The sequence below is a fragment of the Pseudomonas sp. Sample_23 genome (assembly GCF_004307595.1).
GTDB lineage: Bacteria > Pseudomonadota > Gammaproteobacteria > Pseudomonadales > Pseudomonadaceae > Aquipseudomonas > Aquipseudomonas atacamensis.
On record NZ_RCNX01000105.1, the window covers coordinates 62,671 to 87,702 of the forward strand.

A 25,032-nucleotide genomic window follows, 5' to 3' on the forward strand; every position below is an offset into this window, starting at 1 on the left:
CCGATGGTGCTGATCGTGTCGGTGCCGGCGCTGTGGCTGCCGATGGTGCTGATCGCGTCGGTGCCGGCGCTGTGGCTGCCGATGGTGCTGATCGCGTCGGTGCCGGCGCTGTGGCTGCCGATGGCGCTGATCGTGTCGGTGCCGGAGCATTGGCAGCGGATGGGGCCGACCGCACCGGCGTCAACCGAGAGGCCTACTCCCGGGTCGGAGTCGGTTCTGATCGCGTGGCATCGGCGCTGATGACCGGCAGCTATTCCGACCAGTTCAACAGCCCACAATAATCGCCGCGAAATAACGGGCGAGCTCCTGAGCCGCCCGTTTACATTGGCCTTTACAGCATCTGTTCAACCGCTGCGCCTTGTCGATCACGCAGGGCGCGCAACGTCGCGCGTAACTCGGCCGGGCGCACAGGTTTCGACAGAATCGCAATCTGGCGGTCGTGCAAGGCTGCCTGAATCTTCTCGACGTCGTGCCCGGTGATGATCATCGCCGGCACGGCCCAGCCGCGCTGCCTGCGCACTTCATCAATGCATTCGATGCCAGTGGCGTGAGTGCCCAGGTCATAGTCGGCGACGATGATGTCGCAGTCGGTGACCAGATCTTCAGCCGACCACTCGCCCTGCACCACGCAGCCCCAACGTTCAAGCAAAGCTGAAGTCGCCAGCAGCACGTTGCGATCATCCTCTACCAGGCAGACCTTCAGCCCCGTCAACAAACCCACCTGCCGCGCTTCACTGCGAACCACCGGTGACTGCGGCGCCGCCACGATCGGCAACCCCGCAAGCGTCACAGCTGTGCCGCGCCCCAACTGTGAACGCAGAGCAACGTGCACATCGATCAGTTCACCAAGACGCTTGATGATCGACAGGCCCAGCCCCACGCCTTCGACGTCTTTGTCGCGCACTTGCCGCACGCGATAAAACTCCTCGAAAACCTTGTGCAAATGCTCTTCGGCAATGCCGTTGCCGCGGTCGTAGATGACTATGGCCAGCCCTGCCCCACGTTTACGCACGCCGATCAGCACGGGTCGTTGCGCGCCGTATTTGAAGCAGTTGGAGAGCACGTTCTGCACCATGGTCGCCAGCAGCGCCGGGTCGGTTCTGACCCAGTGGTTGCACGGTCGCGGCCGCAGCTCGACGCCCGCCCAACGTGCCGCTTCCTGATGTTGGCAGACGATGTCCGCAAGCCATTCACCAAGATTCAGCGTTTGCATTTTCGCTTCGATCCGACCGTTATCGAGGGTGTAGAGGTCGAGAATCGAGCGGAACAATTGCGAGACGTTGAGCAGTGAGCGGTCGATGTTATCGACCAGCCGCCGCTCGTCGTCGCCCAGGCGCGACTCCCGCAGACACGCGGTAAACAGTCCGATGGAATGAATCGGCTGACGCAAGTCGTGACTGGCCTGCGCGAGGAAGCGCGACTTTTCCAGATTCGCCGCCAGCGCTTCTTCGGACGCCTTGCGCGTACGCTCCAACAGCAAGTGCGCATAAAACGGAATCACCGTGCTGGTGATCAGCAGCATCAACACCATGAACGGCTGCGCCTGCCAATACGGCGTCAAGCGATAGACCACCAGCAGCGCCACCAGCGCCAGCCCGGTGGCAATCGCGAGATAGCGCGAGCCGTAGCGCATGCCGTTGCCGAGGTTGACCCAGACCATCACCGCATACAGCGGCAGCGCGGCCTCGCCGCCAATCACCAAACCAAAACAGGTACCGGTGTAATCGTGGACCATGGCAAAAATCCGCCGCGCCGGATAATGCCCGGGCCAACGCGCAATGGCTTGCCGAAACACGATCGACGCCAGCAGGAACAGACTGATGTAGGTGATGACCGGCAGGTAGGTCTCGAAGCGATGGCCCGGCAAAAAGACCAGTACGACCATGTAAACCACCGCGATGGCGGCGATGATGATGCGCAGATTGGCTTGGTCGAGTTCGGTGTTTTTCTCGAACTTCATGGGAAACGTCCTTGTGCAGCGATTGCAGTTTCGGAAGCAGCCTACAGGCAACCTTCGCGTCCAGTGCTAAGGTGCAGGCCTTGAATCACGCCTGACCCAGGGAGGGTCGCATCATGACGTGCCGGATCATCATAGCCGACGATCACCCGCTCTTTCGCGAGGCAATGCTGCGCACCGTGCAGCGCTTGCTGCCCGAAGCGGATATCTGCGAGGCCGGCGACTTCGACGCTGTGCTCGAGCTGCTGTCACAGGACAACGAGCCGGACACGCTGATACTCGATCTGCGCTTTCCCGGACTGACCTGCATCACTCAACTCGCCGACTTGCGCCAACGATTGCCGCGCACCACGCTGATCGTGGTGTCGATGGTTGACGATCAGGCGCTGATCAGTGAAGTCATGGCGGCGGGCATTGACGGTTTTATCGGCAAAAACATTGCGCCGGATGAAATCGGCCAAGCGATTATGGCCATTCGTGAAGGCGAGGTGTTGGTGAAGTCGGCGCCGTCCGGCTTGTTGCCGCTGGAAACCGCAACGACGCTGACGCCGCGTCAGCAGGACGTACTGCGTTTGATCGCGCAAGGCAAGACCAACAAGGAAATCGCCCGTGAACTGGATATCTCCCCGTTCACGGTACGCATCCATGTGTCTTCGTTGCTGCGCACGCTGGATGTGCCGACGCGGGCGGCAGCGGCGGTCAAGTATTCGGGGCTGTGAACCCTTTTACGGATCAACCTGCGCCATCAGATCCGGCACCGACTCCGGTCGTTTCGCATAGCGCTGGGCCAATACCGCGCAGACCATCAGCTGAATCTGGTGGAACAGCATCAGCGGCAGAATCAGCACGCCGATGGTGCTGCCGGCGAACAACACCTGCGCCATCGGCACGCCGGTCGCCAGGCTCTTTTTCGAACCGCAGAACAGAATGGTGATGCGGTCTTCCTGATTGAAGCCGAACGCTTTGCTCAACAGAATTGATGCCACCAGAACCAACGTCAGCAGGATGCAGCAGACCACCACCAGGCCGAGCAACTCGAACAACGGAATCTGCTGCCAGATGCCTTCGTTGACCGCCTCGCTGAATGCGCCGTACACCACCAGCAGAATCGAGCCCTGATCGACGAATTTCAGCCAGTTCTTGTTGCGCCCTACCCACGCGCCGATCCAGCGGCGGGCGATCTGCCCGGCAATGAATGGCAGGAGCAATTGCACACTGATCTTGACGATGGCATCGAGGGTCGAGCCGCCGTCGCCGTGGACGTTGAGCAGCAGCGTCACCAGCAGCGGCGTGAGGAAAATCCCGAACAGGCTGGACGCCGCCGCACTGCAGATCGCCGCCGGAATATTGCCTCGCGCCAGCGAAGTGAACGCGATCGCCGACTGCACGGTGGCGGGCAACGCGCAGAGGTAGAGCATGCCCATGTACAGCTGATCACCGATCAGCGGTGACAACAGCGGTTTCAGCGCCAGGCCGAGAATCGGGAAGAGCACGAAGGTCAGGCCGAACACCAGCAGATGCAGACGCCAGTGGCCGGCGCCGGCGATGATCGATTCGCGCGACAGCTTGGCGCCGTGCAGGAAAAACAGCAGGGCGATGGCGATGTTGGTCAGCCAGCCGAAGCCGACCGCGACTTGACCGCTGGCGGGCAGGAAGCTGGCCAGCAGGACGACGCCGATCAAGGTCAGCGTGAAGTTATCGGGCAGAAAACGTGGGCGCGTCATGAGATTCATCCGGGGGTTGCCAGTGCGTGCCAACGACTCTAACGTGGCTGGCAATTACCGACTAACGCCGAAGAGCCGCAAGATGCCGCCTAAAGGACATGCCAAAAGCGTTCGCCGCAGTGTTCCCGGGTTGCCCAGCCTGCCGCGCCCCGTGTACGGACGCACCGAATCGCTGCCCAATCGCGCCCTCACCCGCCGCCACAGTCATCCGTGGGTGCAGTTGTCATACGCGATTCAGGGTGTGCTCGAAGTGCAGACCAGCGCCGGCCGATTCGTCGCGCCGCCGGAGCGTGCGGTGTGGATTCCGGCCGGCGTGCCGCACCGGGTGTTCAGCGCACCGCATACGGAAATGCGCAGCTTGTACATCGACAGCAGCGTCACCGGTTGGGCCGCCGAGCATTGCCATGTGCTCGGCGTCAGCGATTTGCTCAGGGAGTTGATTCGCGCCTTCAGTCAGGTGCCAGTGGAATACGACGAGAGCGGCCCTGACGGACGCTTGGCCCAGGTGATCCTTGATCAATTGGCCGACGCGCCGACCATCGACTTGATGCTGCCGCTGCCGCAAGACCCGCGCCTGAAGCAGATCTATCAGAGCCTGGAGCAACACCCGGGACAGCAGACCACGCTGAGCCACTGGAGCGAAAAATTCGGCATCACCGAAAAGACTCTGACCCGCCTGTTTTTGCGCGACACCGGCCTGACCTTCCGCGCCTGGCGCCAGCGCCTGCGCCTGCTCGGCGCCCTGACCCCGCTGGAAAAAGGCGAGCGTGTGACCGATGTTGCGCTGGCTTGTGGATACGACTCGACCTCGGCGTTTATCGCCGCGTTTCGTCAGCAGTTTGGTGAAACGCCGGGGGAGTTTTTCCGCTGACACTTCGTTTTTGCCGAACTGTCAGTCAGAAATAAACGATTTTTCTTTGCTCCAGATCCGTCGCTAGCATGGCCCCGTCTGACTTTGATCGAGAAGAGAAGATGATCCCTGTGGGAGCGAGCCTGCTCGCGAAGGCGGTGGGTCAGCAACCTCAACTTCAATGTTCCATCGCATTCGCGAGCAGGCTCGCTCCCACAGGTGATGCGCTTGCCGTTGAATCAGCGATAACACTGCAAGTAACAAGACAGCGGAGCGTGCCATGCCTGCCACGAACATCAATATCGGCGAACCCTGGATGTGGGGTGCCTTCATCATCTTCGTTCTGGCCATGCTGGCCCTGGACTTGTTTGTCTTCGGCGGGCGCAAGGCGCACCGGGTGTCGGTGCGGGAAGCGTCGGCCTGGGTGATTGCCTGGTGCCTGTTGGCGCTGAGCTTCGCCGGATTGCTCTGGTGGTATCTGCACGGTGAATTCGGTGGTGAAATCGCCCGACAGAAAACCCTGGAATTCCTCACCGGCTATCTGATCGAGCAGTCGCTGTCGATCGACAACATGTTCGTCTTCGTGATGATCTTCAGCTACTTCGCCGTGCCGCCGGAATTGCAACGACGCGTGCTGCTGTACGGCGTGCTCGGTGCGATTGTCATGCGCGCGATCATGATTTTTGCCGGTGTGTGGCTGGTGTCGCAGTTCGAGTGGCTGCTGTATGCATTCGGTGTGTTCCTGATCATCACCGGGATCAAGATGCTGGTGTTCGCTGATCATCAACCGGATCTGGAAAAGAATCCGTTACTGCGCTGGGTGCGCGGGCATATGCGCATCACCAGTGGCTTTCACGGCGAGAAGTTTTTCATCCTGCAGAACGGCGTGCGCTGGGCAACGCCGATGTTCCTGGTGCTGGTGCTGATCGAGGCCAGCGACCTGATGTTCGCCGTCGACAGCATTCCAGCGATCTTCGCCGTCACCACCGACCCGTTCATTGTTTTCACTTCGAACATCTTCGCGATCATGGGCCTGCGCGCGCTGTACTTCCTGCTGGCGGACATGGCTGATCGCTTTCACCTGCTCAAATACGGGCTGGCGATCGTGCTGGTGTTCATCGGCGGCAAGATGGTGCTGATGCCGTGGTTCCACATGCCGGTGGAGTGGTCGCTGGCAATCGTCGGGACGGTGATTCTCGGGTCGGTGCTGTTGAGCCTGGTGACCAGCCGCGAGGCAGAACGCCGCACCGAATGACACAACCCACCCCCACCTGTGGGAGCGAGCCTGCTCGCGAATACGCCGGATCATTCAACATAGGAGTTGAATGACACCCCGCTTTCGCGAGCAGGCTCGCTCCCACATTTGAAGTGCGGTGCACTTATTTATCGGACTTGATACTGGTCCACACCCGCGTGCGCACCCGCTCCATTTTCTGCGGCAACGGCTGCACCACATACAGGGTTTTCAGCGCTTCGCTGGTCGGGGTCAGGTTGGGGTTGTCGGTGATGTCCTTGTTGACCAGCGGCATCGAGTCCTTGTTGGCATTCGGATACCCGAGGAAATCACTGATCGGTGCGATCACTTTCGGATCAAGCAAGTGGTTGAGGAATTCGTGGGCCTCGGCGACGTTCTTCGCGCTCTTCGGAATGGCGAACGTGTCGAACCAGATCGGCGCGCCCTCCTTCGGCAAACGCCAGTCGACCACCACACCGTTGCCCGCCTCTTTGGCGCGATTGCCGAACTGGTAGAAGCTGCCGGAATAACCGATCGCCACACAGATGTCGCCGTTGGCGATGTCGGTCATGTACTTGGCCGAGTTGAAGTACGTCACGTACGGCCGAATCTTCATCATCAAGGCCTTGGCCTTTTCATAATCCGCCGGATTCTGGCTGTTCGGATCGAGTCCGAGATAATGCAGGGCCAGCGGCAGAATTTCCGACGGCGAATCGAGCATCGCCACGCCGCAGGCCTTGAGCTTTTCCATGTTCTCGGGCTTGAACACCAGATCCCAACTGTCCACCGGCGCGTTGTCGCCCAGGGCGGCCTTGACCTTGGCCGGGTTGAAGCCGATCAGCACGGTGCCATACATGTACGGCACGCCGTACTGGTTGCCGGGGTCGTTGGCGTCGAGCAACTTGAGCAACGCCGGATCCTGGTGCTGCCAGTTCGGCAATTTCGACTTGTCGAGTTTCTGGAACACGCCGGCCTTGATCTGGGTTTCGATGAACTGATTGGACGGCACCACCAGGTCGTAACCGGAGTTGCCGGTGAGCAGTTTGGCTTCCAGGGATTCGTTGGTGTCGAAGGTGTCCCAGGTCACTTTGATCTTGCTTTGCTCGGCGAAGTCCTTGGGCACTGACGGCAGAATGTAATCCGCCCAGTTGTACACCCGCAGTTCGCGCTGCTCGGCCTGGACGGCGCTGGCCAGCAGCGTCAGGCCACACACGGTGGCGCCCAGAATGCGTTTGATCGTGACCATGGTTGTTTCCCCGAATGCGACGTGAGATCGATGGTTTTTATGTTCTGTACACGGCAGTGGCTGTAACGATAGCCAAGGGCAAAAAAGGTCGAGCCTGTTGTTATGGTTTCGATTCTTGCTGACAGCGTAGCGCGATGACAGTAGGCGGCAGGCCAAAAGGGGATCGATATGGCCATTTTCCGTGACCGCTGAAATACGCAAACAAAAATGCCCGGCGCTGGGCCGGGCATTGCTGTGTTGCCGTTGGGATCAGTCGGTATAGCCGAGTCTGGCCGCCCTGCTCTGCTGCGCCTGACCGCGAGTTGCCAGGCAGTAATACAACGGCACGGTGACCACCAGGCCAACCAGCCACGACAGGTCGGCACCTTCCACCAGATTGGCGTATGGCCCGACGTACAGCGAGGTGTTGGCAAAAGGCAGCTGCACGATGATGCCGATGAAGTAGGCAATGATCGCGTGCAGGTTGAAGCGCCCGTAAATGCCGCCGTCAGCGCGGAAGATCGAGGCGATGTCGTAGTTGCCGCGCTTGATCAGGTAGAAGTCGATCAGGTTGATCGACGCCCACGGCACCAGCACCAGCAACAGCGCCAGAATCAGTCCAATGAACTCGGAAATGAAATCCGCCGAAGCACCGAGGGCGACCACGCAGCATCCGGCCAAAATCACGCTCGACAGCACCACGCGCACCTTGATGCTCGGCGTCCACTGGCTGGCGAAGGTCTGAATCGAGGTGATGATCGACAACACCGCGCCATACAGATTCAGCGCGTTGTGGCTGATGATGTTGAGCAGAAACAGCACCATCAAAATCGGCCCCAGCCAACCGGTGGACTGCTTGACCGCTGCCATCGCTTCAGTGCCTTCCGGCGTCGCCAGTACCGCCACTGCGCCAAAGCTGAACGACAGAATCGTGCCCAGCGTCGCGCCCAGATACGTCGCCCAGAAGGGTTTGGCGATACCGATGTCTGCTGGCAGATAACGCGAATAGTCGGAGACGTATGGCGAGAAGCTGATCTGCCAGATGATCCCCAGCGACACCGTCGCCAGCCAGCCGGAGAGATTGAAACTGCCGCGCGTCAGGAAGTCCGCCGGCAAGTCATGGGCGAAGATGTAGATGAAGCCTGCAAGCAATGCGCCGCCCATCACCCAGGTGCCGATGCGGTTGAGGGTGTGGATGAAGTTGTAGCCGATCACACCGATCGCCGTGGCGGCCAGCGCGCCGATCAGAATGCTCAGCGGCGCTGGCACTGACGGCGCAATGCCGACGATGGATTTGCCCGCCAGCACGATGTTGGAAATGAAGAAACCGATGTAGATGAGCGCCGCGAAGAACACGATCAGCAGTGCGCCATAACGACCGAACTGACCGCGACTCTGGACCATTTGCGGAATGCCCATGCGCGGACCCTGCGCCGAGGCCAGCGCAATCACCACGCCTCCGATCATATGCCCCAGCGCAATCGCCAGCAGCCCCCAGAACAGATTGAGGTGGAACACCTGAACCACCATGGCGCCGGTGACGATGGGCAGTGGCGCGATGTTGGTGCTGAACCAAAGAGTGAACAGATCGCGGGCCTTCCCGTGGCGTTCCGCGAGTGGGACGTAATCGACCGTATGATTCTCGATCAACGGATCTTGCCGGGACATCTGGGACATATGCATGAACTCGAGTTTGTCTGTTTTTATCTTTGTATGAAGCCAAACCGGGAGGACTCTTGGGTCGCCCCTCAGATGCAGACCATATTATGGTATTCCAAACTTTGCACAAGCCTGATCCGCTGATTCTGTCGCTGTCTGATCCGCTATCCTCGCTGATCCCACCCCTGACCGGCTAGCTGAAAGCCCCATAAACACTGAGTTTCCGACGAAAGTGGCACGTTTATCGGTTCACCAGAAAAGCTCTTGCAAGATATGTATTACGGTATACCATCAGACCTACAAACCATAAAAACCGCGTCACACCACCCGAGGACCACCCAATGATCGATGCTGCCATTTACAAACAAGTCATGGGCTCGTTCCCGTCCGGCGTCACCGTCATCACCACGCTGGACGACGACGGTCAGATCGTCGGCCTGACCGCCAGCGCGTTCAGCTCGCTGTCGATGGACCCGGCGCTGGTGCTGTTCTGCCCCAACTACAGCTCCGACTCCTATCCCGTGCTGATCAAGAACAAACGCTTTGCGATTCACCTGTTGTCCAGCGTGCAGCAAAGCGAGGCCTATGCCTTCGCGCGCAAAGGCAAGGACAAGGCGCAGGGCATCGAGTGGACGTTGAGCGAACTGGGCAACCCGATCCTCGCCAATGCGACGGCGGTGATCGAGTGCGAGTTGTGGCGTGAATACGAAGGTGGCGACCACGCGATCATGGTCGGCGCGGTGAAGAACCTGATCGTCCCCGAGCAGGTCGCCGGACCGCTGGTGTATTGCCACGGCAAGATGGGTGCGTTACCGGTTGTGGCGTGATTTCACCAGATCTCGGATATCCCATGTGGGAGCGAGCCTGCTCGCGAATGCGATGGGTCAGTTGCTACATTTTTGACTGACCCGACGCCTTCGCGAGCAAGCGCGCTCCCACAGGTTTTGGTGTTGCCTGGGCGACCGTCTCAGGTCCTAAACCGGCTCACCAACTGATTCAATGTCTGCGACAACGCCGTCAGGTTCTGCGCATCCTGCCGAGTTGAATCCGCCAGGCTCGCCACCAACTGCGCATCACCATGAATCTGGCTGATGTGCCGATTGATGTCTTCCGCCACTTGATGCTGTTCCTCCGCCGCCGTGGCGATCTGCGTGTTCATGTCGCGGATCACGTCAACCGATTCACGGATCAATTCAAAACTCGCCCGCGCCTCGTTGATCGACACCACGGTTTCCTGCGAGACCTCGAGGCTGGCGTGCATCTGCTTGCCCATCTGGTGGGTGCGCCGCGCCAGATTGCCAAGCAGTGCGTCAATCTCACCGGTGGAGTCGGAAGTGCGTTTGGCCAGCGCGCGAACTTCATCGGCGACCACGGCAAAGCCCCTGCCCTGTTCACCGGCGCGCGCGGCCTCAATGGCGGCGTTGAGCGCGAGCAGATTGGTCTGCTCGGCAATCGAACGAATGGTGCCGAGGATGGACTGGATGTCGTTGCTGTCCTGCTCCAGTTGCTGCATCGACTCGGCACTGTGGCCGATCTCCTGGCTCAAGCGCCCGACGTTGCTCACCGCCGCATCGATCTGCTGCTGCCCGGTGTGTGCCTGACGCTGACCGTTGTCTGCCGAGTCGGCCGCCTGACTGCACGAGCGCGCAACCTCGTTGGAAGTGGCGACCATTTCGTGAAACGCCGTAGAAACCATGTCCACCGCCTCACGCTGACGCGAAGCCACGTCGGCCATTTCCGCCGAGACCTCGGTGGCGCTGCCGGAGCTGCTGTGAATCTGCCCCGCTGCTTGGCCGATGCGCTGAATCAACGTACGAATCGCTTCAAGAAACTGGTTGAACCAGCCGGCCAGTTGCGCGGTTTCATCCTGCCCGCGTACTTCCAGTCGCGCAGTCAGATCGCCCTCGCCTTGAGCAATACCTTCGAGACCACTGGCGACACCACGAATCGGCTTGACCATCAACCCGGCGAACCACGCGCCGGCCATCGCAAACAGCAGCGCACAAACCACAGCGATAGCGCCGATCAGCCAGGTCAAACGCGTCGCCCCGGCCATCACTTCACTGGCTTTCACCAACCCGACAAACCGCCAGCCCAACGCCTGCGACGGCCAGACCAGCGCCATGTAATCCTCCCCGGCCAGTTGCACCTCGACCAGGCCTTTGCCCGCCTCGGCCAGTTGCTGATAACCGTCGCCGAGATCGCTGAGTTTCTTGAAGTTGTGCGCCGGGTCGCTTGGGTCCACCAGCACGGTGTTGTTGGCTTCCATCAGCATCAGATAACCGCTCTCACCGAGGCGGATCTGCTTGACCAGGTCGGTCAATTGCTTGAGCGACACATCGATGTTGACCACGCCGGCATTGCTGCCCAACTGGTTATTGAAGCTTCGCACGGTGCTCACCAGCACCACGTCATCCGCCGCCCAGTAATAGGCCTCGGTGCGCAGGGTTTTACCAGGGTTGGCCATCGCCGTTTTGTACCAAGGCCGGGTACGGGGATCGTAGTTGGCCAGTTGCGCATCGCCCGGCCAGAACAGGTAACCGCCCTGCTCGGTGCCGACGGACAGATAGGTGTAAGCCGGGTGGGCCTTGGCCAGGCCGTCGAACAGCTTGAACAGCTGTTGATCCTGCGGCCCCATCGGCACTTGCGCGGCGTCGCTGCTCAGGTAGCGTTTGAGGCTGGTATCGATACTCTGCAGTTGCGGATGCTCGGCGAGGTAAGCAACGTTCTGGCTGATGCCCTCGAAAAACAGCTGCATCGCGTTTTCCACCTGACGCACCTCGCGCCCGGTGCTATCTGTAAAGGTGTCGCGCGCGCCCTCGCGGACATTGAGGATGATCAGCGCCGCCACCAGTAACACCGGCAGGCTGGCGATTACCGCAAACGCCAGAGTCAGTTTTTGTTTTATGTTCATTGCTTGCGCCTTCCTTGTTCGAAGTGTCGGTCAGAAATATTTTGCGGATATGCCGTATTATGGTATACCAATATTCAATCAACCGAACAGCCGTCCTCGAAGGCGTGCTTGAATGGTGAGAAGACTCGCGAGCGCACAGCGCTCACGTCAGTTCGACAGGCCCGCATACGACCGGCCAATTACAAAAGACTCGAGGTAGCGTCATGAAATTTTCCCTGTTCGTACACATGGAACGCTGGGACGAAAGCGTCAGCCACCGCCAACTGTTCGAAGACCTGACCGAACTGACGCTGATGGCCGAGGCTGGCGGTTTCAGCACCGTGTGGATCGGCGAACACCACGCCATGGAATACACCATCTCCCCAAGCCCGATGCCGCTGCTGGCCTACCTCGCAGCAAAAACCACGACCATCCACCTCGGCGCCGGCACCATCATCGCGCCGTTCTGGCACCCGCTACGCGTCGCCGGCGAATGCGCCCTGCTCGACGTGATCAGCAACGGCCGCATGGAAGTCGGTCTCGCCCGTGGCGCCTATCAGGTTGAATTCGACCGCATGGCCGGCGGCATGCCCGCCTCCAGCGGCGGCCAGGCCCTGCGCGAAATGGTCCCGGTGGTCCGCGCCCTGTGGCAAGGCGACTACGCCCACGACGGCGACATCTGGAAATTCCCCACCTCCACCAGCGTGCCGAAGCCGATCCAGAAGCCCAACCCACCCATGTGGATCGCCGCCCGCGACCCCGACTCGCACAACTTCGCCGTCGCCAACGGCTGCAACGTCATGGTCACGCCATTGATGAAAGGCGACGAAGAAGTCCTCGACCTGAAGAACAAATTCCAGACCGCACTGGACAACAACCCAGACGTGCCTCGCCCACAATTGATGGTGCTGCGCCACACCCACGTGCACACCGCTGATAACCCGGACGGCTGGCAAGTTGGCGCCAAAGCCATCTCACGTTTTTATCGCACCTTCGATGCGTGGTTTGGCAACAAGGAAACTCCGGTCAATGGCTTCCTCGCGCCGAGTCCGGAAGAGAAGTTTGCCGGACGTCCGGAGTTTGAACTGGAGAGTCTGCACAAGACCGCGATGATCGGCACGCCGGAAGAGATCATTCCGCGGATCAAGTACTACCAGGAACTGGGGGTGGATGAGTTCAGTTTCTGGTGTGACAACAGCTTGCCGCATGAAGAGAAGAAGAAATCGCTGGAGTTGTTTATCAGGGATGTGGTGCCGGCGTTTCGGTAACCCCCTACTGGCTCGGCCCGGTAAATGAAAACGCCCCGGCAGAGTTCGGGGCGTTTTAGTTTTACGTCGGCTCGTCGTCCCAAAAATTGCCAGCGGGTGCGTATTGGCCATCTCGGAAAACGGCGCACCAACCAAAACTTCGGTAGAACATTTCAAGATCAATGATCTGGTACAAGCCTTCGCTAATTTTACCCAAGGTAATCAGACCATTGGCATAGTGGGTGTATTGACCACCCGCCCCGGCGACCGCACGTCGTTCCAGTTCCTCACGACTCAAGCCCGATACGATCCCGGATGATTCAGGGACTGTATCCGAGAAGGAAATTTCGAATTGCGTTGAAACCTTGCAAATACACGGAATCCGTTGCTGTCTGAGCAAGTCATCGGAGATCAGGTTGTCAGGGAAATGAATATTTAATTTCAAATGGCTCAGGTTCCGATGAGGCTACGCTGACCCGGCCGGGTGACATCGTAAACATGCTGCTCGCAAGCCTGCCCAACAAACTGAAACTCCACCAGGTAGACCTTGCTTCGCTCCGGGGTAAAAGTACTGTTCAGCGGCCCGCAGCTATAAGTATTGCCAGTGCCCATGCCGTTGGAACGCCCCGACACCTCGAAAGGTTCGTCGGCATTGGCTTGCGTTTCCAACTGAGGGAAGTGCTTGAACGTGGCGCTATTGGCCGCTTCGCTGACTTTGGCGATCCAGCCGAATACCTTGCCCCGCCCGGAATCCACCACAGTACCCAGCACTTCCATTCGCCGATCGGGATCTGCAGCACGGCGGACCGAGAACTCGACAGGGTACGTGTAACCTGTCGCTTTCATGATGACTTTGGCGTGTTGTGCATCTGCCATAGCCGTTTTTTGCTGAAGTTGTACACCCTCCTTTAAAAGACTGGGAGAAGAGTCTCTGACGTTGGAGTGGCAGCCTGCAATCAGGAAAACAAAAGGCAGCAAAAGTCCGGTTTCAATCGATTTCTATTACCCTTTCAAAGAGTAGCGGCCAGATTTGTCGGGCTCAACAAACCTGCCCCGCTACAACAACCATTAAATAAAGTCAAAAGACGGTAATGGACTTGAACATCAGGACATTCTGCCCAGCCATGCCGCTGCCAACTCTACAATTCTTCAATACCTTCAATTACGCCACCCACTGCCCCCCGAGGCAGCAACGCCTCATGGACAAGGCTGCCAAAGTCCTTACTCCAGACCAGTCTGTCCGCATGCTCCGTTTTTTGAAAATAAATAAACAGACCGGCGTCCCCTAAGAAGGTGCACGTCATATCTTGCACGCCTTCTAAAATGGCGGACTCCCCTTTGAAGAAATAACGATACGCGGAAGCAAATAATTCTTTTGCAGAAATCGCTGAATCGCCCTCCTCTATATTTTCAAATTCCATTTTTGCGTAGAAGTTCACGGCAGTTTTAAGTTCGACGACATCCACGACATCAAGGAGCCTTTCCCCACCAACAAACAACGAAAACAAGCCGTTTACCCAGAAACAACTTGAATCAGTCCAATCCCTCACTACATCAAACTGAATTGAGAATATAAACGGATCGCCGTAAATCATTTCAATCTTACTCCTAGGCCTTTTGTACCGCCGCCGGTGACAAAAGGGGACGGTCCCCTTTTTTTCGCTTTTTTTACGTTCGACACGAATTGAAAGGTGATTCAAAGGTGGCCTGCGCCAATTTACCCTCCAATATATTAAATATCAGCATTTAGTTTATAAAAAACGGACTTTCCAAAAATCTTTACCTGCATCCACCCAATACTTTTCTCGTGACGGAATCAAGTAGCTGAAATCGCCAGATTCAGCAATCCAACCCGGATGCACATACTCCTCATGAAATCGACCGTCATCCATGTGCATGAAAATCTTTCGATCAAAATTCACGTAAAACAGTGGAAGCCTCGAGCGTATGACATTTGCATTTTTGAACAGCTCCGAATCCAGGCCTTCGCCTGTGAGATAGTAGTTTTCAATTTTTTCAAAAACATTCGGCTTAGCCCCAATAAAGCCTTGCAATTCGGAAGACGACAAAATCTTTACACTCGGCCCATGAAGATACGAAGGAAAGTTCTCGGCAGTCATCTTCAGGATACCATTTCTGAATTTCAGGCAGGATCGTTCGTATTGCTCTTGCGTGATAGTTCCGTTACTCAATGACGCTCTAAGACTCTTGTCAACGTCAAGAGTAAAATTACGCTTCTCGTCAACAATCCAGTAACACTGAGCTGACTGAACAAAAAAACCGATACTTCTTTCGCCGTCCCACAGGTCATCAAAAACTTCTTGATCAATGGTCATTTCTTAAACTCTAAAAATTCTTCTTGGGAAAAAGGGGGACAGCCCACCTTTTACTAAATGGTAGATTTTTTCGGCCGTCCCGGGCTCCCTCGCTGCACACGACGACCGATCATTGCCTCGACTTCAACAGCAAACTTTGGGCCGCCAAAAACATTACTTCCATTGGTCGCGGCACTAATCTGGTCAACCACTTCTGACTCTAAGTCTTAAAGACACTCATGAAAAATCATCAATCATTTTATCTAACGTAAGTCATCGAGACAAGTAACCAGGGAGCGAGCTAACCAATGCTCGATCAGCCTCGTGTTCCGCCCCTTTACGCCCCTTCAACATAATCTTTGATTTTTGAAAGTTTGCTGGAAGCCCAATAACAGACATGAGAATAGACAACGGCAGGCACAACTATTTAAACACCATTTCAAAATCCGGTTCAAAAAACAAATACATAACAGCCATCAACAAGAAAACCATAACTAAAGTAATCGTCATGAATACAGTCCAAACGAACCCTGCCAGACTTAAGTACATAATCAGCTAAAGCACAATATTTTTTATTTCGCACCACAGTCACACCAAACAAGGAAGTTCACCTGAGGCCATCCGCAGCGATGACTTTCAAAGATACTTTTACAAAACCTGCTCCAACTGAAAACACAAGATCCCCGCCACTATATACTGCAGGGCCATACCCTCCGGGAATGTAGGAAAATGCGTCCTTCACCGGGTTGTAATTAGACGGGCTACCGCCCCAAAAAAATGATTATAAATGTCAGACCCGCCTTCAATAGTGAGAAATGGGGACAGACCAAGTTTTTAGAGTGTTTTCTAAACGTGACCTACCCCCACCTATTCTTTTTCACAGAAAATTTGATTTTTTATTTTTTCACAAAATTTTCCAGAATTTTATTTTTCTCAGACAATAAGGCTCTGACAAAATCAGCGTCAAATTCCATTATCAAACCAATGGCATCCTTGATTTTCCACCGATGAAGTTCCGGATGTTCAACCATTGCGATCAAATGCTGCTTCAGCAGCGGTAGGTACTCTGAATACTTTTCACGATGCACGAAAGAATATATTTCCGATATTTCAAAAGGCCTCTCGTTGGCCAGAGCGATTATTTTTGAAAGCACATCATATACCTGACGCCTCGCTAATTCCTTTCCACTGACCTCAGCGGCATTTGCGAAATACATCGTCACTGCCATCAATATATGCCGATATGTATCATCGTACCCATGGAGTCTATGGGTATAAATACCCTCAATAATCTCTGGGCGACGCATATATTCTTCCAGCACTATCAAGCCGTTATGGACGCCCCAGCTGGTGAGAAGTTTAGAAGCCTGAAAACGCTCCATTTCATTCCCACTGTTGAGCAGTTGCCTCACTGCGGCCATTCTTTCTTCTGAAATGTCTTCTCGGTCAAGGTCACCCGCCTCCACAGCGTAATCGGCGTGTTCCGGAATACCATTGAGCAGTTCGTATGTTTTGGGATCCATCGCCTTCACCTATTTTTTCACCGGTTTAATGTAGTCAGCCGGAACACAACCTTTGATCAAACATTCCCCATCCCTCGCAGCGCTTGCCAAATCTGTCTCTGCTCTGTCTAATGAGGTTTGATTTTTTGGCGTGGGATTGTTCGTAAATTTATCACGCGCCGCATCGACTTTCGTCTGCAACTCCGTTGTCACTTCCTGATTTGTCAAAAATTTAGTGTTTGGCAATACACCGGAATCAATGTCCTGTTGCAATCTTTTTACGTCAATCTCAATTTTGTTCGTACCGTAATCTTTTGGGTTTGACGTTGTGCTCGGGTCGGTAACAGAAATATACGGCGAGTTTTCAGCGTTACCACCGCGTACATGTGATTGAACGCTACCGGTCCCGTCTATATTTGGCGGAACTAAATCGCCATTTTCGTTAAGATGCGCTTTCGGTTTTCCGTTTCCATTCACGGTGGCACTGAAATCGTCATCGCTGCGCACAACAATATCACCCGCGCCCTTTACGCCTCCAGACCCACCAAGATTACCGTCGACATCTGGTGAATGAGAAGCGCTGTTTTTGGTCGTTCCTTTGCTACCGCCCGGTTTACCACCGCCCGCGACATCTGCGGCTACGCCTGCGGCATCTGCCCAAAACGCGGCGCTTTCACCATCACGCTGAACTACAATCTCTCTGATGATCGTGTTTTGCGCAGTTTGGTTATTCTCCGTAATGATCCAGCCTACGTTTGCAGCTGCACATATATCCCCACTGAGCCTCAGCTGCTCTGCCAGTTCGCGAATTTTTGGCTGATCGGCTAGGAGCTGATCCGAAAGCTGCTTGCAGGCACTCAAGTTTTTCTGACAGAGGCTACCCAACTCCGCATTTCGCTGCTCATCCAGATTGGCATAACGCTCTCGCACTTCTGCTTTGCACGTCTCGGATGCGCATTTTGCCTGCTCATCCAGCATTTCCACGATTTCGTGGTGCATAAGGTAGTTGTAGTTAGTAGCGTCCTTCGCAATAGTCGCGCCCTCTTGAAGGTTACCGTCGCTTACGGCTGCCGCAGCGATACCCACTAGTTGGGAGGACATCGACAACAGGTTGCTGTCGTTCTTGACCAGCGTCGCCAACTGTGTAACCAGAGCCTCATTTGCACCCGCCGCCAATGCACCCGTTTTGAAATCGCCACCCGCAGCTTCAGTCAGCAACCCTCCAACAACCGCGTGCAATGCGATTTTTTCGAGACTGCCGTCTTTCCAGCCCTGTTTAGCAGCAAAATCGCCTACAGCATTGAATGCCGCCGCGTTCAGAGTACTCAACAGAGCGCCCGTCAACGCATTACCGAAATCCGCGTGCTGACCGAAAGTCGCGCCCAAAACAGTGGAAGTCATGTTCTGCAGCAGCTGGTTACCGGCGAAACGGCCAATGCCTTCCAGACTGCTCAAGTCAGTCATGACTTGGCCGGTTATCGGATTTGTTGTGGTCTTGAGAATGCTGTCGAAGTAGCCCGCCGTCAGGCCAGCAGTTACTCCTGAAATAACATAGCCAGCCAGCGCATCAGAAGACGTTACATCTTTGAATACAGCGCCAAGGTTGCCACCGTTATTGATAAAACTGGTGGCGGCATTTGTCGCTGCTCCGGTAGCTACAGCAGCATAAGATGCCGCCCAGAACGTGCCCATCCCACTCATCGCCGTCAAAGCTGCCGGTCCAACAACCGCAGCCATCACGATCGCAATGATCATTTGGGACGCCGGGCCAAGCCCCGAGTTGCTGTATTTAAACGACTCGTGAATCTCCTTCACGCGCCGCCAATCAACATCTCCCCGAGCCTCCGCATCCTTCAACCACGCCAGTTGCGGATCAGCCTTGACCATCGCATCAATGGTCTGGCTGACGGACTCCTGACTCACATCCTTGATGTCAATCTTCAGCCCATCGACCGCTTTCAGGACGATGTTGCCCTTGGCGATCATCTGCGTCTGGCGCAGGGTTTCGTCGGTGTTGCCGCGACCCTTGGCCGAGACCCATGCGGCGTTGTTGTTGGTTTTGGTATGGCTCTCGTCATGCAGATCCTTCACCCCTTCGAAGGTGATGGTGCCGCCGCTGTCGAGGAGGATGTCCTTGCCGCTGTCGAGTTTGGCCACCTGGTAATGCTGGTCGCCCAGGCTGACCAGAGACAGGTTGCCGCCGGTCTTGATTTCGCTGCCGACGTGGGTGACCTGGGTGACTTCGTCGCGCTGGAGTTTTAGGTTGCCGAAACCGCCCTTCTCCTTCATGTCATAGAGCGTGTGGTCCCTATTCTGCGCGGCCAGCAGATTGAGGTCGTTACCGGCGTAGACGTAGGCTTCATTGCCTGCGCTGATTTTGCTCGCGACCAGTGTGGTGTCACGGCCGGAACTGGTTTTTACGTCGCCGCCGGCGATGAACTCAGCTGCTTTCTGAACAGTGTGGTCGTCCTGTTCATGGACACGTTTCTTGCCGTCCTTGCTATGGGTTTCGACGTTGTGTTCATCTCCGGCCGAGGACATGTTGATGTCGCGCTTGGCCTCGGCGGTGAGGTTGCCGGTGGCTTCGGCTGTGCTGGCGACGACGTTGATGTCGCGACCGGCATCGAGCTTCAGGTCGCCATCGCTTTATACGCTCGACGCGAATTGAAAGGTGGTCTGTCCCCGTTTATCGTCCATTTATCTACTCCATTTTTTGTGAGTAACGCTTTTCTAATCTTTCAGCAGACCTTTGAACTCGATTGCGTTCATCTGGAAAGAAAGCAGAATAAACATCAGCTGCAATTTTCATCAGCGAAACGTAGTCAGCCACAGGGATACTAGAAGTTACCGCTTCCCCCAAGAAGAAACTTACCTCATTGAATTCTTCTGGATCGTCCCATTCCTGATCAAGCGAGTAAAAAAAACCTTCAGCCACTGAGAACCCATTTCCCTGCGAAGCGTCATAGATGAATGCTGGAAAATTTGTCCTCCCTCTAACGATAGAAGCCTCTATCAAATCGTAAAGACCCTCATAATCTGCGTCATCTGAAGAAAATGAATCTTTGAGAGCCTCCAACCAAACCAAATCAGCCATTCCCCATTTACTCATAAACGTGGACTGCCCCCATACCCGGCAGTTACTTTTACGCCAACTAAACTTTAAGAGACACAGAAAACTCCAGCCCGAGTTCACCCCTCAAATCTTTAGCTAATCGCTTCCCTTCAAATTTAAATTCACACTCTAACTCCTTAGTCTTGAACCCGGAGTTTGGCGGGCAATCAACATCCAGTGTTTCGTCATAAATGGCTGCCCATTTTATTAGACGCTCCTGAAGTTCTTTAGAGATCGGAAGCTCCCAAGGAGCCATGCCCCCCGTACTCACTGGAGGACATATTCCAAATTGGATAACATTGATAATCCGCCATTAATTTTATGCTTTTCATTTAACGCTCCCCCTTGGATTTGCACCTACAACGAAGCCGTTGTCACCAACGGTAACAGCTATTCGCTGCGTCGACCTTTTATATTGGGGAAACGGGGACAGACCACGTTTTGGAGTGCGTTGTAAACGTGGCCTGTCCCTATTTACCCTTGTTCGAAATTTCGCTTCCGAATTTATTTCTCTGTTGAGTATTGAGGAAACGGGGACAGACGATGTTTTCGAGTGCCTTCTATACGTGGTCTGTTCCCTTCCCCCCCCAAGAGTACCCAGCTTTTGCATTCAACGTGGTCTGCACCCATTTATCTCTCAGACGATATCGACAATCAGCGTGGCGACCTGCGCGGAGCTCAGAAGGAGAAAAAATAGCGAAATTCGGTTTTACGAATTATCAAAGTTTGATAAAAGATCATCCAGCACTTGTCGTTTTCCGACAGCGACAACTCCTCTATCAAGATCATCAAATTCACCAATCTTTGCCATTAACAGTCCGTTCCCCTCCGCCACATATTCGAAGAGCATCAGATCTTCCGAAATCTTTCCAGACCAGCCAATGAGTAAGGCTTCTTCCATATCCAAATCTATTGGCACAATGGCTACATAAGAACATCTCTCAGCCAAGAACGCCTGCAGAATTGTCCCATCTGAAAGATCCGATAGGCGAATACCTCCAAAAAACTTTAGCCTCCCATCGCGCTCCATGGTATGCACTATCGAATGACTTCCTTGGGGAACTTCAATTCCCCGTGATTTGAACCCACCCCATAGCCCTAAATATTTGACGATTCTCGAGCCTGGCTGCCAAGCCGAGTTACCCAAAAGCAACCAGGCTGCATATCCCGGCATATTTTCGACAACGCGCTCATGTATGAAGTCGAATATTGCTCTCAATGAATCATGAGGCTTCGCCGACGCAACAAAGCTAGCTGCAGTTAATTTTAATCTGCATCTGTTTTCCCCATTCAGATTGATTGTCTGATCGGGATCTGACAAGTCATTTTCTCTCGAAATTTTGATTTCAGTAATCATAATGATTTCCCGCTTCGTCGTTAAAATGCGCCCCCCGATTTTGCGGATCACCTTCCCCATAATCATGTCCCGCAGCATCGTCACGAATTCTCACTGCCCGCGTACCGCCACCTGAAGCGGGAACCTCAAACTCATAAATGGCTCCGGACTGAGGGTTGCCCCGTTTGTCGACACTTTGAATTACTCGGCTAGGCTGCTGACTGGTCGGAATCCCGGCCTGCCGTTTCGCTTCATTAAATGCTCCTCCTCGACCAAGCCCCGGGGGCTCATATTTTCAGAAATTGTACCTATTTCGTCTGGACTCTTTACAGCAGAGGAACCTTTGCCTGCAATCCTTTCCGGCAGAATCCCGGCGCCCATCAAGACCAACTCAGTGGCCGTCTGTCGCGGTTTATTTCCCGCTATCGCACCTTCGATGCGTGGTTAAGCAACAAGCAAATCCCGGACAATGGTCTCCTCGCGCCGAACCAGGAAGAGAAGTTTGGCGGGCGTCCGGTGTTTAAACGGGAAAGAAACTACCTTGCCTGCTGTGGGTTTCGACCTTGTGTTCATCACCGGCCAAGGACAGGGAGATATCGCGCTTGGCCTCGGCGGTGAGGTTGCCGGTAGCTTCGGCTATGCTAGCGATGACGTTGATGTCGCGACCGGCATCGAGCCTCAGGTCGCCGCGGCCTTTAACGCTTGACGCCAATTGAAAGGTGGTTTGTCCCCGTTTATCCTCGAAGAGCTGTTTGGTCAGCAGCAGAAAGCCAATGTGCGTAAGCGTGGCCCGGCTCCGAAATGGCAACAGTAACTGGAATCCATCGACCATCTATCTAAGAGCCAGCAGAAATCCGTTGCGCAGATGCTCGATGCCCTGATCCCTCAGACCACGACCAAAGCGAGCAGTGAAGGAAGGGAAATTTCGCAGTAAGTAAAAAGACTGCGACCAAATCCTGAAAAATCGAAAAATGCATGCAGGACAATCATGAATAACAAGCAACTGAACGTAACAAGTATGAAAAGGGGACAGACTACGTTTTCGTAATGCTTTCTAAACGTGGTCCGCCCCCATTTATTTTCTCCTGTCAGTCCAGACTGAATTTAACCTGAGTACCGTCTGGTAAATTTTTAATCTTATCGGCTATATCGGCTCTGAGCCGCATGCCTTCTACAGCATCGGCAACATATAAATTATCCAAGGAAAAATCACCACCCATTACAAAAGGCACTTTGGGCAGCAAACGCATCCCAGCACGAACTGGACCATTGCGCTTTTGCCACTGATGAGCCAACGGATAGCCTGTCAATACTTCATAGTCGTGCAGAACTACTTCAGCCCAGCTTTCAACATCCGCAGCCAAGTACTCTAACGAGCCAGTTTCCGGATCAAAAATGTAGATACTGCCATCCTTGATACAGAACTGCCCACCAAAGATATCTTCAGCAAAAAAGACACCATTATCGGCTAGACCTTTGTAGCTAGTGCGCCACAGGTCAGCATGATTCCAATCAGATATGCCCATTTCACTTTGGCTGGAGTTGCTTGGAAAAATATGCAGCGCGCCTTCAAAAGCATAGAAGCCATTGCGCTGACGCAGCACATTAAAAAGTTGTTCCGCCGAAGTCCCTGCCATGTTGCGTATTGGCCCAGACAGTTCTGGTTCACGCTCACTCAAGGACGAACTTGCAATCGATAACAACTTATCCAAATTATTCACAATCTAATCTATCACCTCTATTCTAACCTTCGTCCCGTTAGGCAACTCTCTGCATTGAGCGCCAATACAAGCGCCTGCCCCACGGTTATCACCAGCGGTGATATGCCTTACGGAGGTTTCCTGCCCCCTTCCTGGAACATGGCGGGCGGATATTCATCACGGTCGAGGCCCGGTTTTGTTTCAATTCCGCGCAAAGAATCACGCCTGCGCGCTGCCGCATTATCTCGATCTATGGTCAACGTGTCAGGCTTTCCTGCCCCGAGAAGGAAACGGGGACATACCACGTTTTGGAGTGCCTTCTAAACGTGGTCTGTCCCCATTTATCCCACGCATTTCTTGGCGCTCATCATTACTGATGACCGACAATTTGCCCTGCCTGCCTTCAAGTTTTATGCAACTCACACATCTTATTCAAAAAAATCAGAAGCCTTGAATAAATCAGTAACGGAACCTCAATCACAACTGTATCTTCTGATGTCTCTATACCTAAAGGAAGCGAAACGTAAAAATCCTTTTGCTGAGATGCCTCCGAGAAAATCGAAGCATTTAAGTTGCTTTTTATACCTATAACATCTTTAAAGAAAACACACTTTTCCGCCCCTTCCGACAAAATTGAAAACCCAATTTTAAAAATCCGAAAAACTATAAAATCAAAATTTAGCTGATAAATCCCAACACCTAAAACCTCATGAATAGTAGATGGAATAAAAACTCCATACCCGGACAAATTTATACTATTTAGTTGCTTCAAAGCACTCATCAATGCAACCCCTTTAGAAACTCTCTAAGCCCTTCTTTAGTAGCGGGAAAAGTATACGAAAATTTTTGCCCGACTTCGCCACCACCTAATGCTGCCCCTTCCTCAGATGCGAAATATCCTCTGAAAGTAATGTTTTGGCCACCTTTGGACTGGGTGTACTCCAGCATTTTCTTTAATGGGCCTACCAGTTCTGCTGCGCCATCCGGACCAACGCCCAAAAATCCTTTACTCGTACCAATTGCTAAATCATCAAAAATCACATCGGTTCCGATCATGCTCACTTTTGGAGAGTATATTGACCCTATATCATTGGCAGCGTAGAAATTGACTTTACCGAGATCGACCGGAATCTGCCCAACACCCTCTGCGCCAGAGTCGAGCAGGTTAGCTGTACCCTGTTCAACTTTGGAAAACCACGAGCCCGCCTTTCCGATCAAAGCTAATAATCCTGCACCGGTGATTTCACCGGCCATGAACGCACCCCAGGCTTTAACGAATTCATTCGCGGGTTGAACGCCTTCAAAGCCCTGTCCTTGATTGAGTGCTAACTGCGCTTGAGCGATTTCGTCCGCAGTTGCTCCATGCTGTTGCATGTATTCGATCATGGACGTTGCCGCCTGCGCATACTGCGTTAAGCCCGGGGACACATGCAGATCAAAGTTGTAGGTCGTGGCGTTGTCGGCGATCCATGCTCCCGTTTGAAGAGTCTCGGCATCACCATTCCCTGTGGCAGACGCTGCTAACACACCGACGATTTGTGACGCCATCGAGAGCAGGTCTTTGTTTCCCCCGACCATCCTGTTCAATTCGACTACGAGTGCTTCATTCGCACCAGCCGCCAACGCGCCTGTCGCAAAATCCCCGCCGGTCATCTCCGACAACAGCCCACCCACCGCCGCATGAATGATGATTTTGCCCGCTGAGCCATCATCCAGAACGCCCTGCGTGAGATCGCCCACCATGTTGAAGCTGAACGCTGCGACGGTATTGAACAGAGCCGTCTTCAGAACGTCACCGGCACGTGCATCGCCGCCGACTGCCTTGGTGATCAGCGCGGAAGTGCCACCCTGGATGATTTGGCTTCCAGCAAATCTGCCGACGCCCTCCCACGTGGCTAACGACGGGCCGAGCAGCTTTCCGGTATTCGGATCGTATTTCATACCCGTCAGCTGGTTCAGGTATTCGGCCATCAATCCGGAAATCACATAGCCCTTCAGTGCATCGGATGAAGTAACGTCCGCGAAAACCGCTCCAAGGTTTCCGCCGTTATTGATAAAACTGGTCGTGGCATTCGTGGCTGCACCTGTTGCCACAGCGGCGAGGCCTGCGGCCCAGGCTGTGCCCATGCTCGCGCTTAGCGAAGCGAACGCAGCAGGCCCGACAAAGGCAGCCATCACGATCGCAATAATCATCTGCGAAGCCGGGCCAAGCCCCGAGTTGCTGTATTTAAACGACTCGTGAATCTCCTTCACGCGCCGCCAATCAACATCTCCCCGA

At 54.6% G+C, this 25,032-nt stretch carries 22 protein-coding genes and 2 pseudogenes; 7 read left to right on the plus strand and 17 right to left on the minus strand.

Annotation, left to right across the window (positions count from 1 at the left end; genetic code table 11):
• A partial coding sequence (locus D8U82_RS28235) for a hypothetical protein (protein ID WP_194091835.1) occupies positions 1 to 240 on the plus strand: 240 nt, incomplete at its 5' end.
• Between the two features lie 91 nt (positions 241 to 331).
• Here D8U82_RS28235 and D8U82_RS27860 read toward each other — a convergent pair.
• Positions 332 to 1,960 carry a HAMP domain-containing sensor histidine kinase gene (locus D8U82_RS27860; protein ID WP_130903368.1) on the minus strand — a complete coding sequence of 543 codons (1,629 nt, stop codon included), beginning with the start codon at positions 1,958 to 1,960 and terminating at the stop codon, positions 332 to 334.
• Positions 1,961 to 2,073: 113 nt separating this feature from the next.
• Between D8U82_RS27860 and D8U82_RS27865 the strand changes: the two genes are divergently transcribed.
• Positions 2,074 to 2,676 carry a response regulator transcription factor gene (locus D8U82_RS27865; protein WP_024013204.1) on the plus strand — a complete coding sequence of 201 codons (603 nt, stop codon included), beginning with the start codon at positions 2,074 to 2,076 and terminating at the stop codon, positions 2,674 to 2,676.
• Positions 2,677 to 2,682: 6 nt separating this feature from the next.
• Here D8U82_RS27865 and D8U82_RS27870 read toward each other — a convergent pair whose 3' ends face one another.
• Positions 2,683 to 3,681 (minus strand): bile acid:sodium symporter family protein, encoded by a 999-nt coding sequence (locus D8U82_RS27870; RefSeq protein ID WP_041480047.1) that lies wholly within the window; start codon positions 3,679 to 3,681, stop codon positions 2,683 to 2,685.
• A gap of 82 nt (positions 3,682 to 3,763) precedes the next feature.
• Here D8U82_RS27870 and D8U82_RS27875 point away from each other — a divergent pair, with 82 nt between their 5' ends.
• Both D8U82_RS27875 and D8U82_RS27880 read left to right on the plus strand, forming a co-directional pair.
• Positions 3,764 to 4,552, plus strand: a complete 789-nt coding sequence (locus tag D8U82_RS27875; protein ID WP_130903376.1) for a helix-turn-helix transcriptional regulator — start codon at positions 3,764 to 3,766, stop codon at positions 4,550 to 4,552.
• Positions 4,553 to 4,811: 259 nt separating this feature from the next.
• Positions 4,812 to 5,786 carry a TerC family protein gene (locus D8U82_RS27880; protein WP_122602397.1) on the plus strand — a complete coding sequence of 325 codons (975 nt, stop codon included), beginning with the start codon at positions 4,812 to 4,814 and terminating at the stop codon, positions 5,784 to 5,786.
• Positions 5,787 to 5,910: 124 nt separating this feature from the next.
• On the opposite strand, the gene D8U82_RS27885 is transcribed toward D8U82_RS27880, so the two are convergent.
• Positions 5,911 to 7,011, minus strand: a complete 1,101-nt coding sequence (locus D8U82_RS27885) for a polyamine ABC transporter substrate-binding protein (RefSeq protein WP_016775035.1) — start codon at positions 7,009 to 7,011, stop codon at positions 5,911 to 5,913.
• Between the two features lie 249 nt (positions 7,012 to 7,260).
• Complete coding sequence (locus D8U82_RS27890; RefSeq protein ID WP_016775036.1) at positions 7,261 to 8,667, minus strand: cytosine permease; 1,407 nt, start codon at positions 8,665 to 8,667, stop codon at positions 7,261 to 7,263.
• A 323-nt stretch (positions 8,668 to 8,990) separates the two neighbouring features.
• On the opposite strand from D8U82_RS27890, the gene D8U82_RS27895 reads away from it, so the two are divergent.
• Positions 8,991 to 9,476: a flavin reductase family protein gene (locus D8U82_RS27895; RefSeq protein WP_016775037.1), complete on the plus strand. Its 486-nt coding sequence runs from the start codon at positions 8,991 to 8,993 to the stop codon at positions 9,474 to 9,476.
• 140 nt (positions 9,477 to 9,616) lie between these two features.
• Here D8U82_RS27895 and D8U82_RS27900 read toward each other — a convergent pair whose 3' ends face one another.
• The gene (locus tag D8U82_RS27900; RefSeq protein WP_122703998.1) at positions 9,617 to 11,563 is read right to left on the minus strand and encodes a methyl-accepting chemotaxis protein; all 1,947 of its coding nucleotides are present in this window, start codon (positions 11,561 to 11,563) and stop codon (positions 9,617 to 9,619) included.
• Positions 11,564 to 11,766: 203 nt separating this feature from the next.
• Between D8U82_RS27900 and D8U82_RS27905 the strand changes: the two genes are divergently transcribed.
• Positions 11,767 to 12,810, plus strand: coding sequence for an LLM class flavin-dependent oxidoreductase (locus tag D8U82_RS27905; protein ID WP_130903369.1), 1,044 nt, complete (start codon positions 11,767 to 11,769; stop codon positions 12,808 to 12,810).
• Between the two features lie 61 nt (positions 12,811 to 12,871).
• On the opposite strand, the gene D8U82_RS27910 is transcribed toward D8U82_RS27905, so the two are convergent.
• The 8 genes and pseudogenes from D8U82_RS27910 to D8U82_RS27950 all read right to left on the minus strand — a co-directional run bounded on the left by D8U82_RS27910 (position 12,872) and on the right by D8U82_RS27950 (position 21,159).
• A complete protein-coding gene (locus D8U82_RS27910) occupies positions 12,872 to 13,234 on the minus strand; it encodes a hypothetical protein (protein ID WP_024013210.1) in 363 nt (120 codons plus the stop codon).
• A gap of 5 nt (positions 13,235 to 13,239) precedes the next feature.
• Complete coding sequence (locus D8U82_RS27915; RefSeq protein ID WP_024013211.1) at positions 13,240 to 13,767, minus strand: hypothetical protein; 528 nt, start codon at positions 13,765 to 13,767, stop codon at positions 13,240 to 13,242.
• A gap of 161 nt (positions 13,768 to 13,928) precedes the next feature.
• Positions 13,929 to 14,384 carry an Imm42 family immunity protein gene (locus D8U82_RS27920; protein WP_024013212.1) on the minus strand — a complete coding sequence of 152 codons (456 nt, stop codon included), beginning with the start codon at positions 14,382 to 14,384 and terminating at the stop codon, positions 13,929 to 13,931.
• 156 nt (positions 14,385 to 14,540) lie between these two features.
• On the minus strand, positions 14,541 to 15,125 hold the full coding sequence (locus D8U82_RS27925) for a hypothetical protein (protein WP_130903370.1): 585 nt from the start codon (positions 15,123 to 15,125) through the stop codon (positions 14,541 to 14,543).
• 875 nt (positions 15,126 to 16,000) lie between these two features.
• Positions 16,001 to 16,627 (minus strand): hypothetical protein, encoded by a 627-nt coding sequence (locus D8U82_RS27930; RefSeq protein WP_016775043.1) that lies wholly within the window; start codon positions 16,625 to 16,627, stop codon positions 16,001 to 16,003.
• A 972-nt stretch (positions 16,628 to 17,599) separates the two neighbouring features.
• A pseudogene (locus tag D8U82_RS28555) lies at positions 17,600 to 19,264 on the minus strand (DUF637 domain-containing protein); the annotation flags it as partial.
• Between the two features lie 43 nt (positions 19,265 to 19,307).
• Positions 19,308 to 19,700 (minus strand): hypothetical protein, encoded by a 393-nt coding sequence (locus tag D8U82_RS27940; protein WP_130903371.1) that lies wholly within the window; start codon positions 19,698 to 19,700, stop codon positions 19,308 to 19,310.
• 727 nt (positions 19,701 to 20,427) lie between these two features.
• Positions 20,428 to 21,159, minus strand: coding sequence for a hypothetical protein (locus tag D8U82_RS27950; RefSeq protein ID WP_130903372.1), 732 nt, complete (start codon positions 21,157 to 21,159; stop codon positions 20,428 to 20,430).
• Positions 21,160 to 21,456: 297 nt separating this feature from the next.
• On the opposite strand from D8U82_RS27950, the pseudogene D8U82_RS28560 reads away from it, so the two are divergent.
• A pseudogene (locus D8U82_RS28560) lies at positions 21,457 to 21,585 on the plus strand (LLM class flavin-dependent oxidoreductase); the annotation flags it as partial.
• Here D8U82_RS28560 and D8U82_RS27960 read toward each other — a convergent pair.
• The 4 genes from D8U82_RS27960 to D8U82_RS28565 form a co-directional block, all read right to left on the minus strand.
• Positions 21,575 to 21,886: a hypothetical protein gene (locus D8U82_RS27960; protein ID WP_130903373.1), complete on the minus strand. Its 312-nt coding sequence runs from the start codon at positions 21,884 to 21,886 to the stop codon at positions 21,575 to 21,577. The pseudogene D8U82_RS28560 and the gene D8U82_RS27960 sit on opposite strands and share 11 nt — an antisense overlap.
• Before the next feature lie 256 nt (positions 21,887 to 22,142).
• Positions 22,143 to 22,775 (minus strand): SMI1/KNR4 family protein, encoded by a 633-nt coding sequence (locus D8U82_RS27965; protein WP_241668086.1) that lies wholly within the window; start codon positions 22,773 to 22,775, stop codon positions 22,143 to 22,145.
• Positions 22,776 to 23,157: 382 nt separating this feature from the next.
• A complete protein-coding gene (locus tag D8U82_RS27970) occupies positions 23,158 to 23,535 on the minus strand; it encodes a hypothetical protein (protein ID WP_130903374.1) in 378 nt (125 codons plus the stop codon).
• On the minus strand, positions 23,535 to 25,032 hold a 1,498-nt coding region (locus D8U82_RS28565; RefSeq protein WP_241668087.1), incomplete at its 5' end, for a DUF637 domain-containing protein. The genes D8U82_RS27970 and D8U82_RS28565, both read right to left, overlap by 1 nt.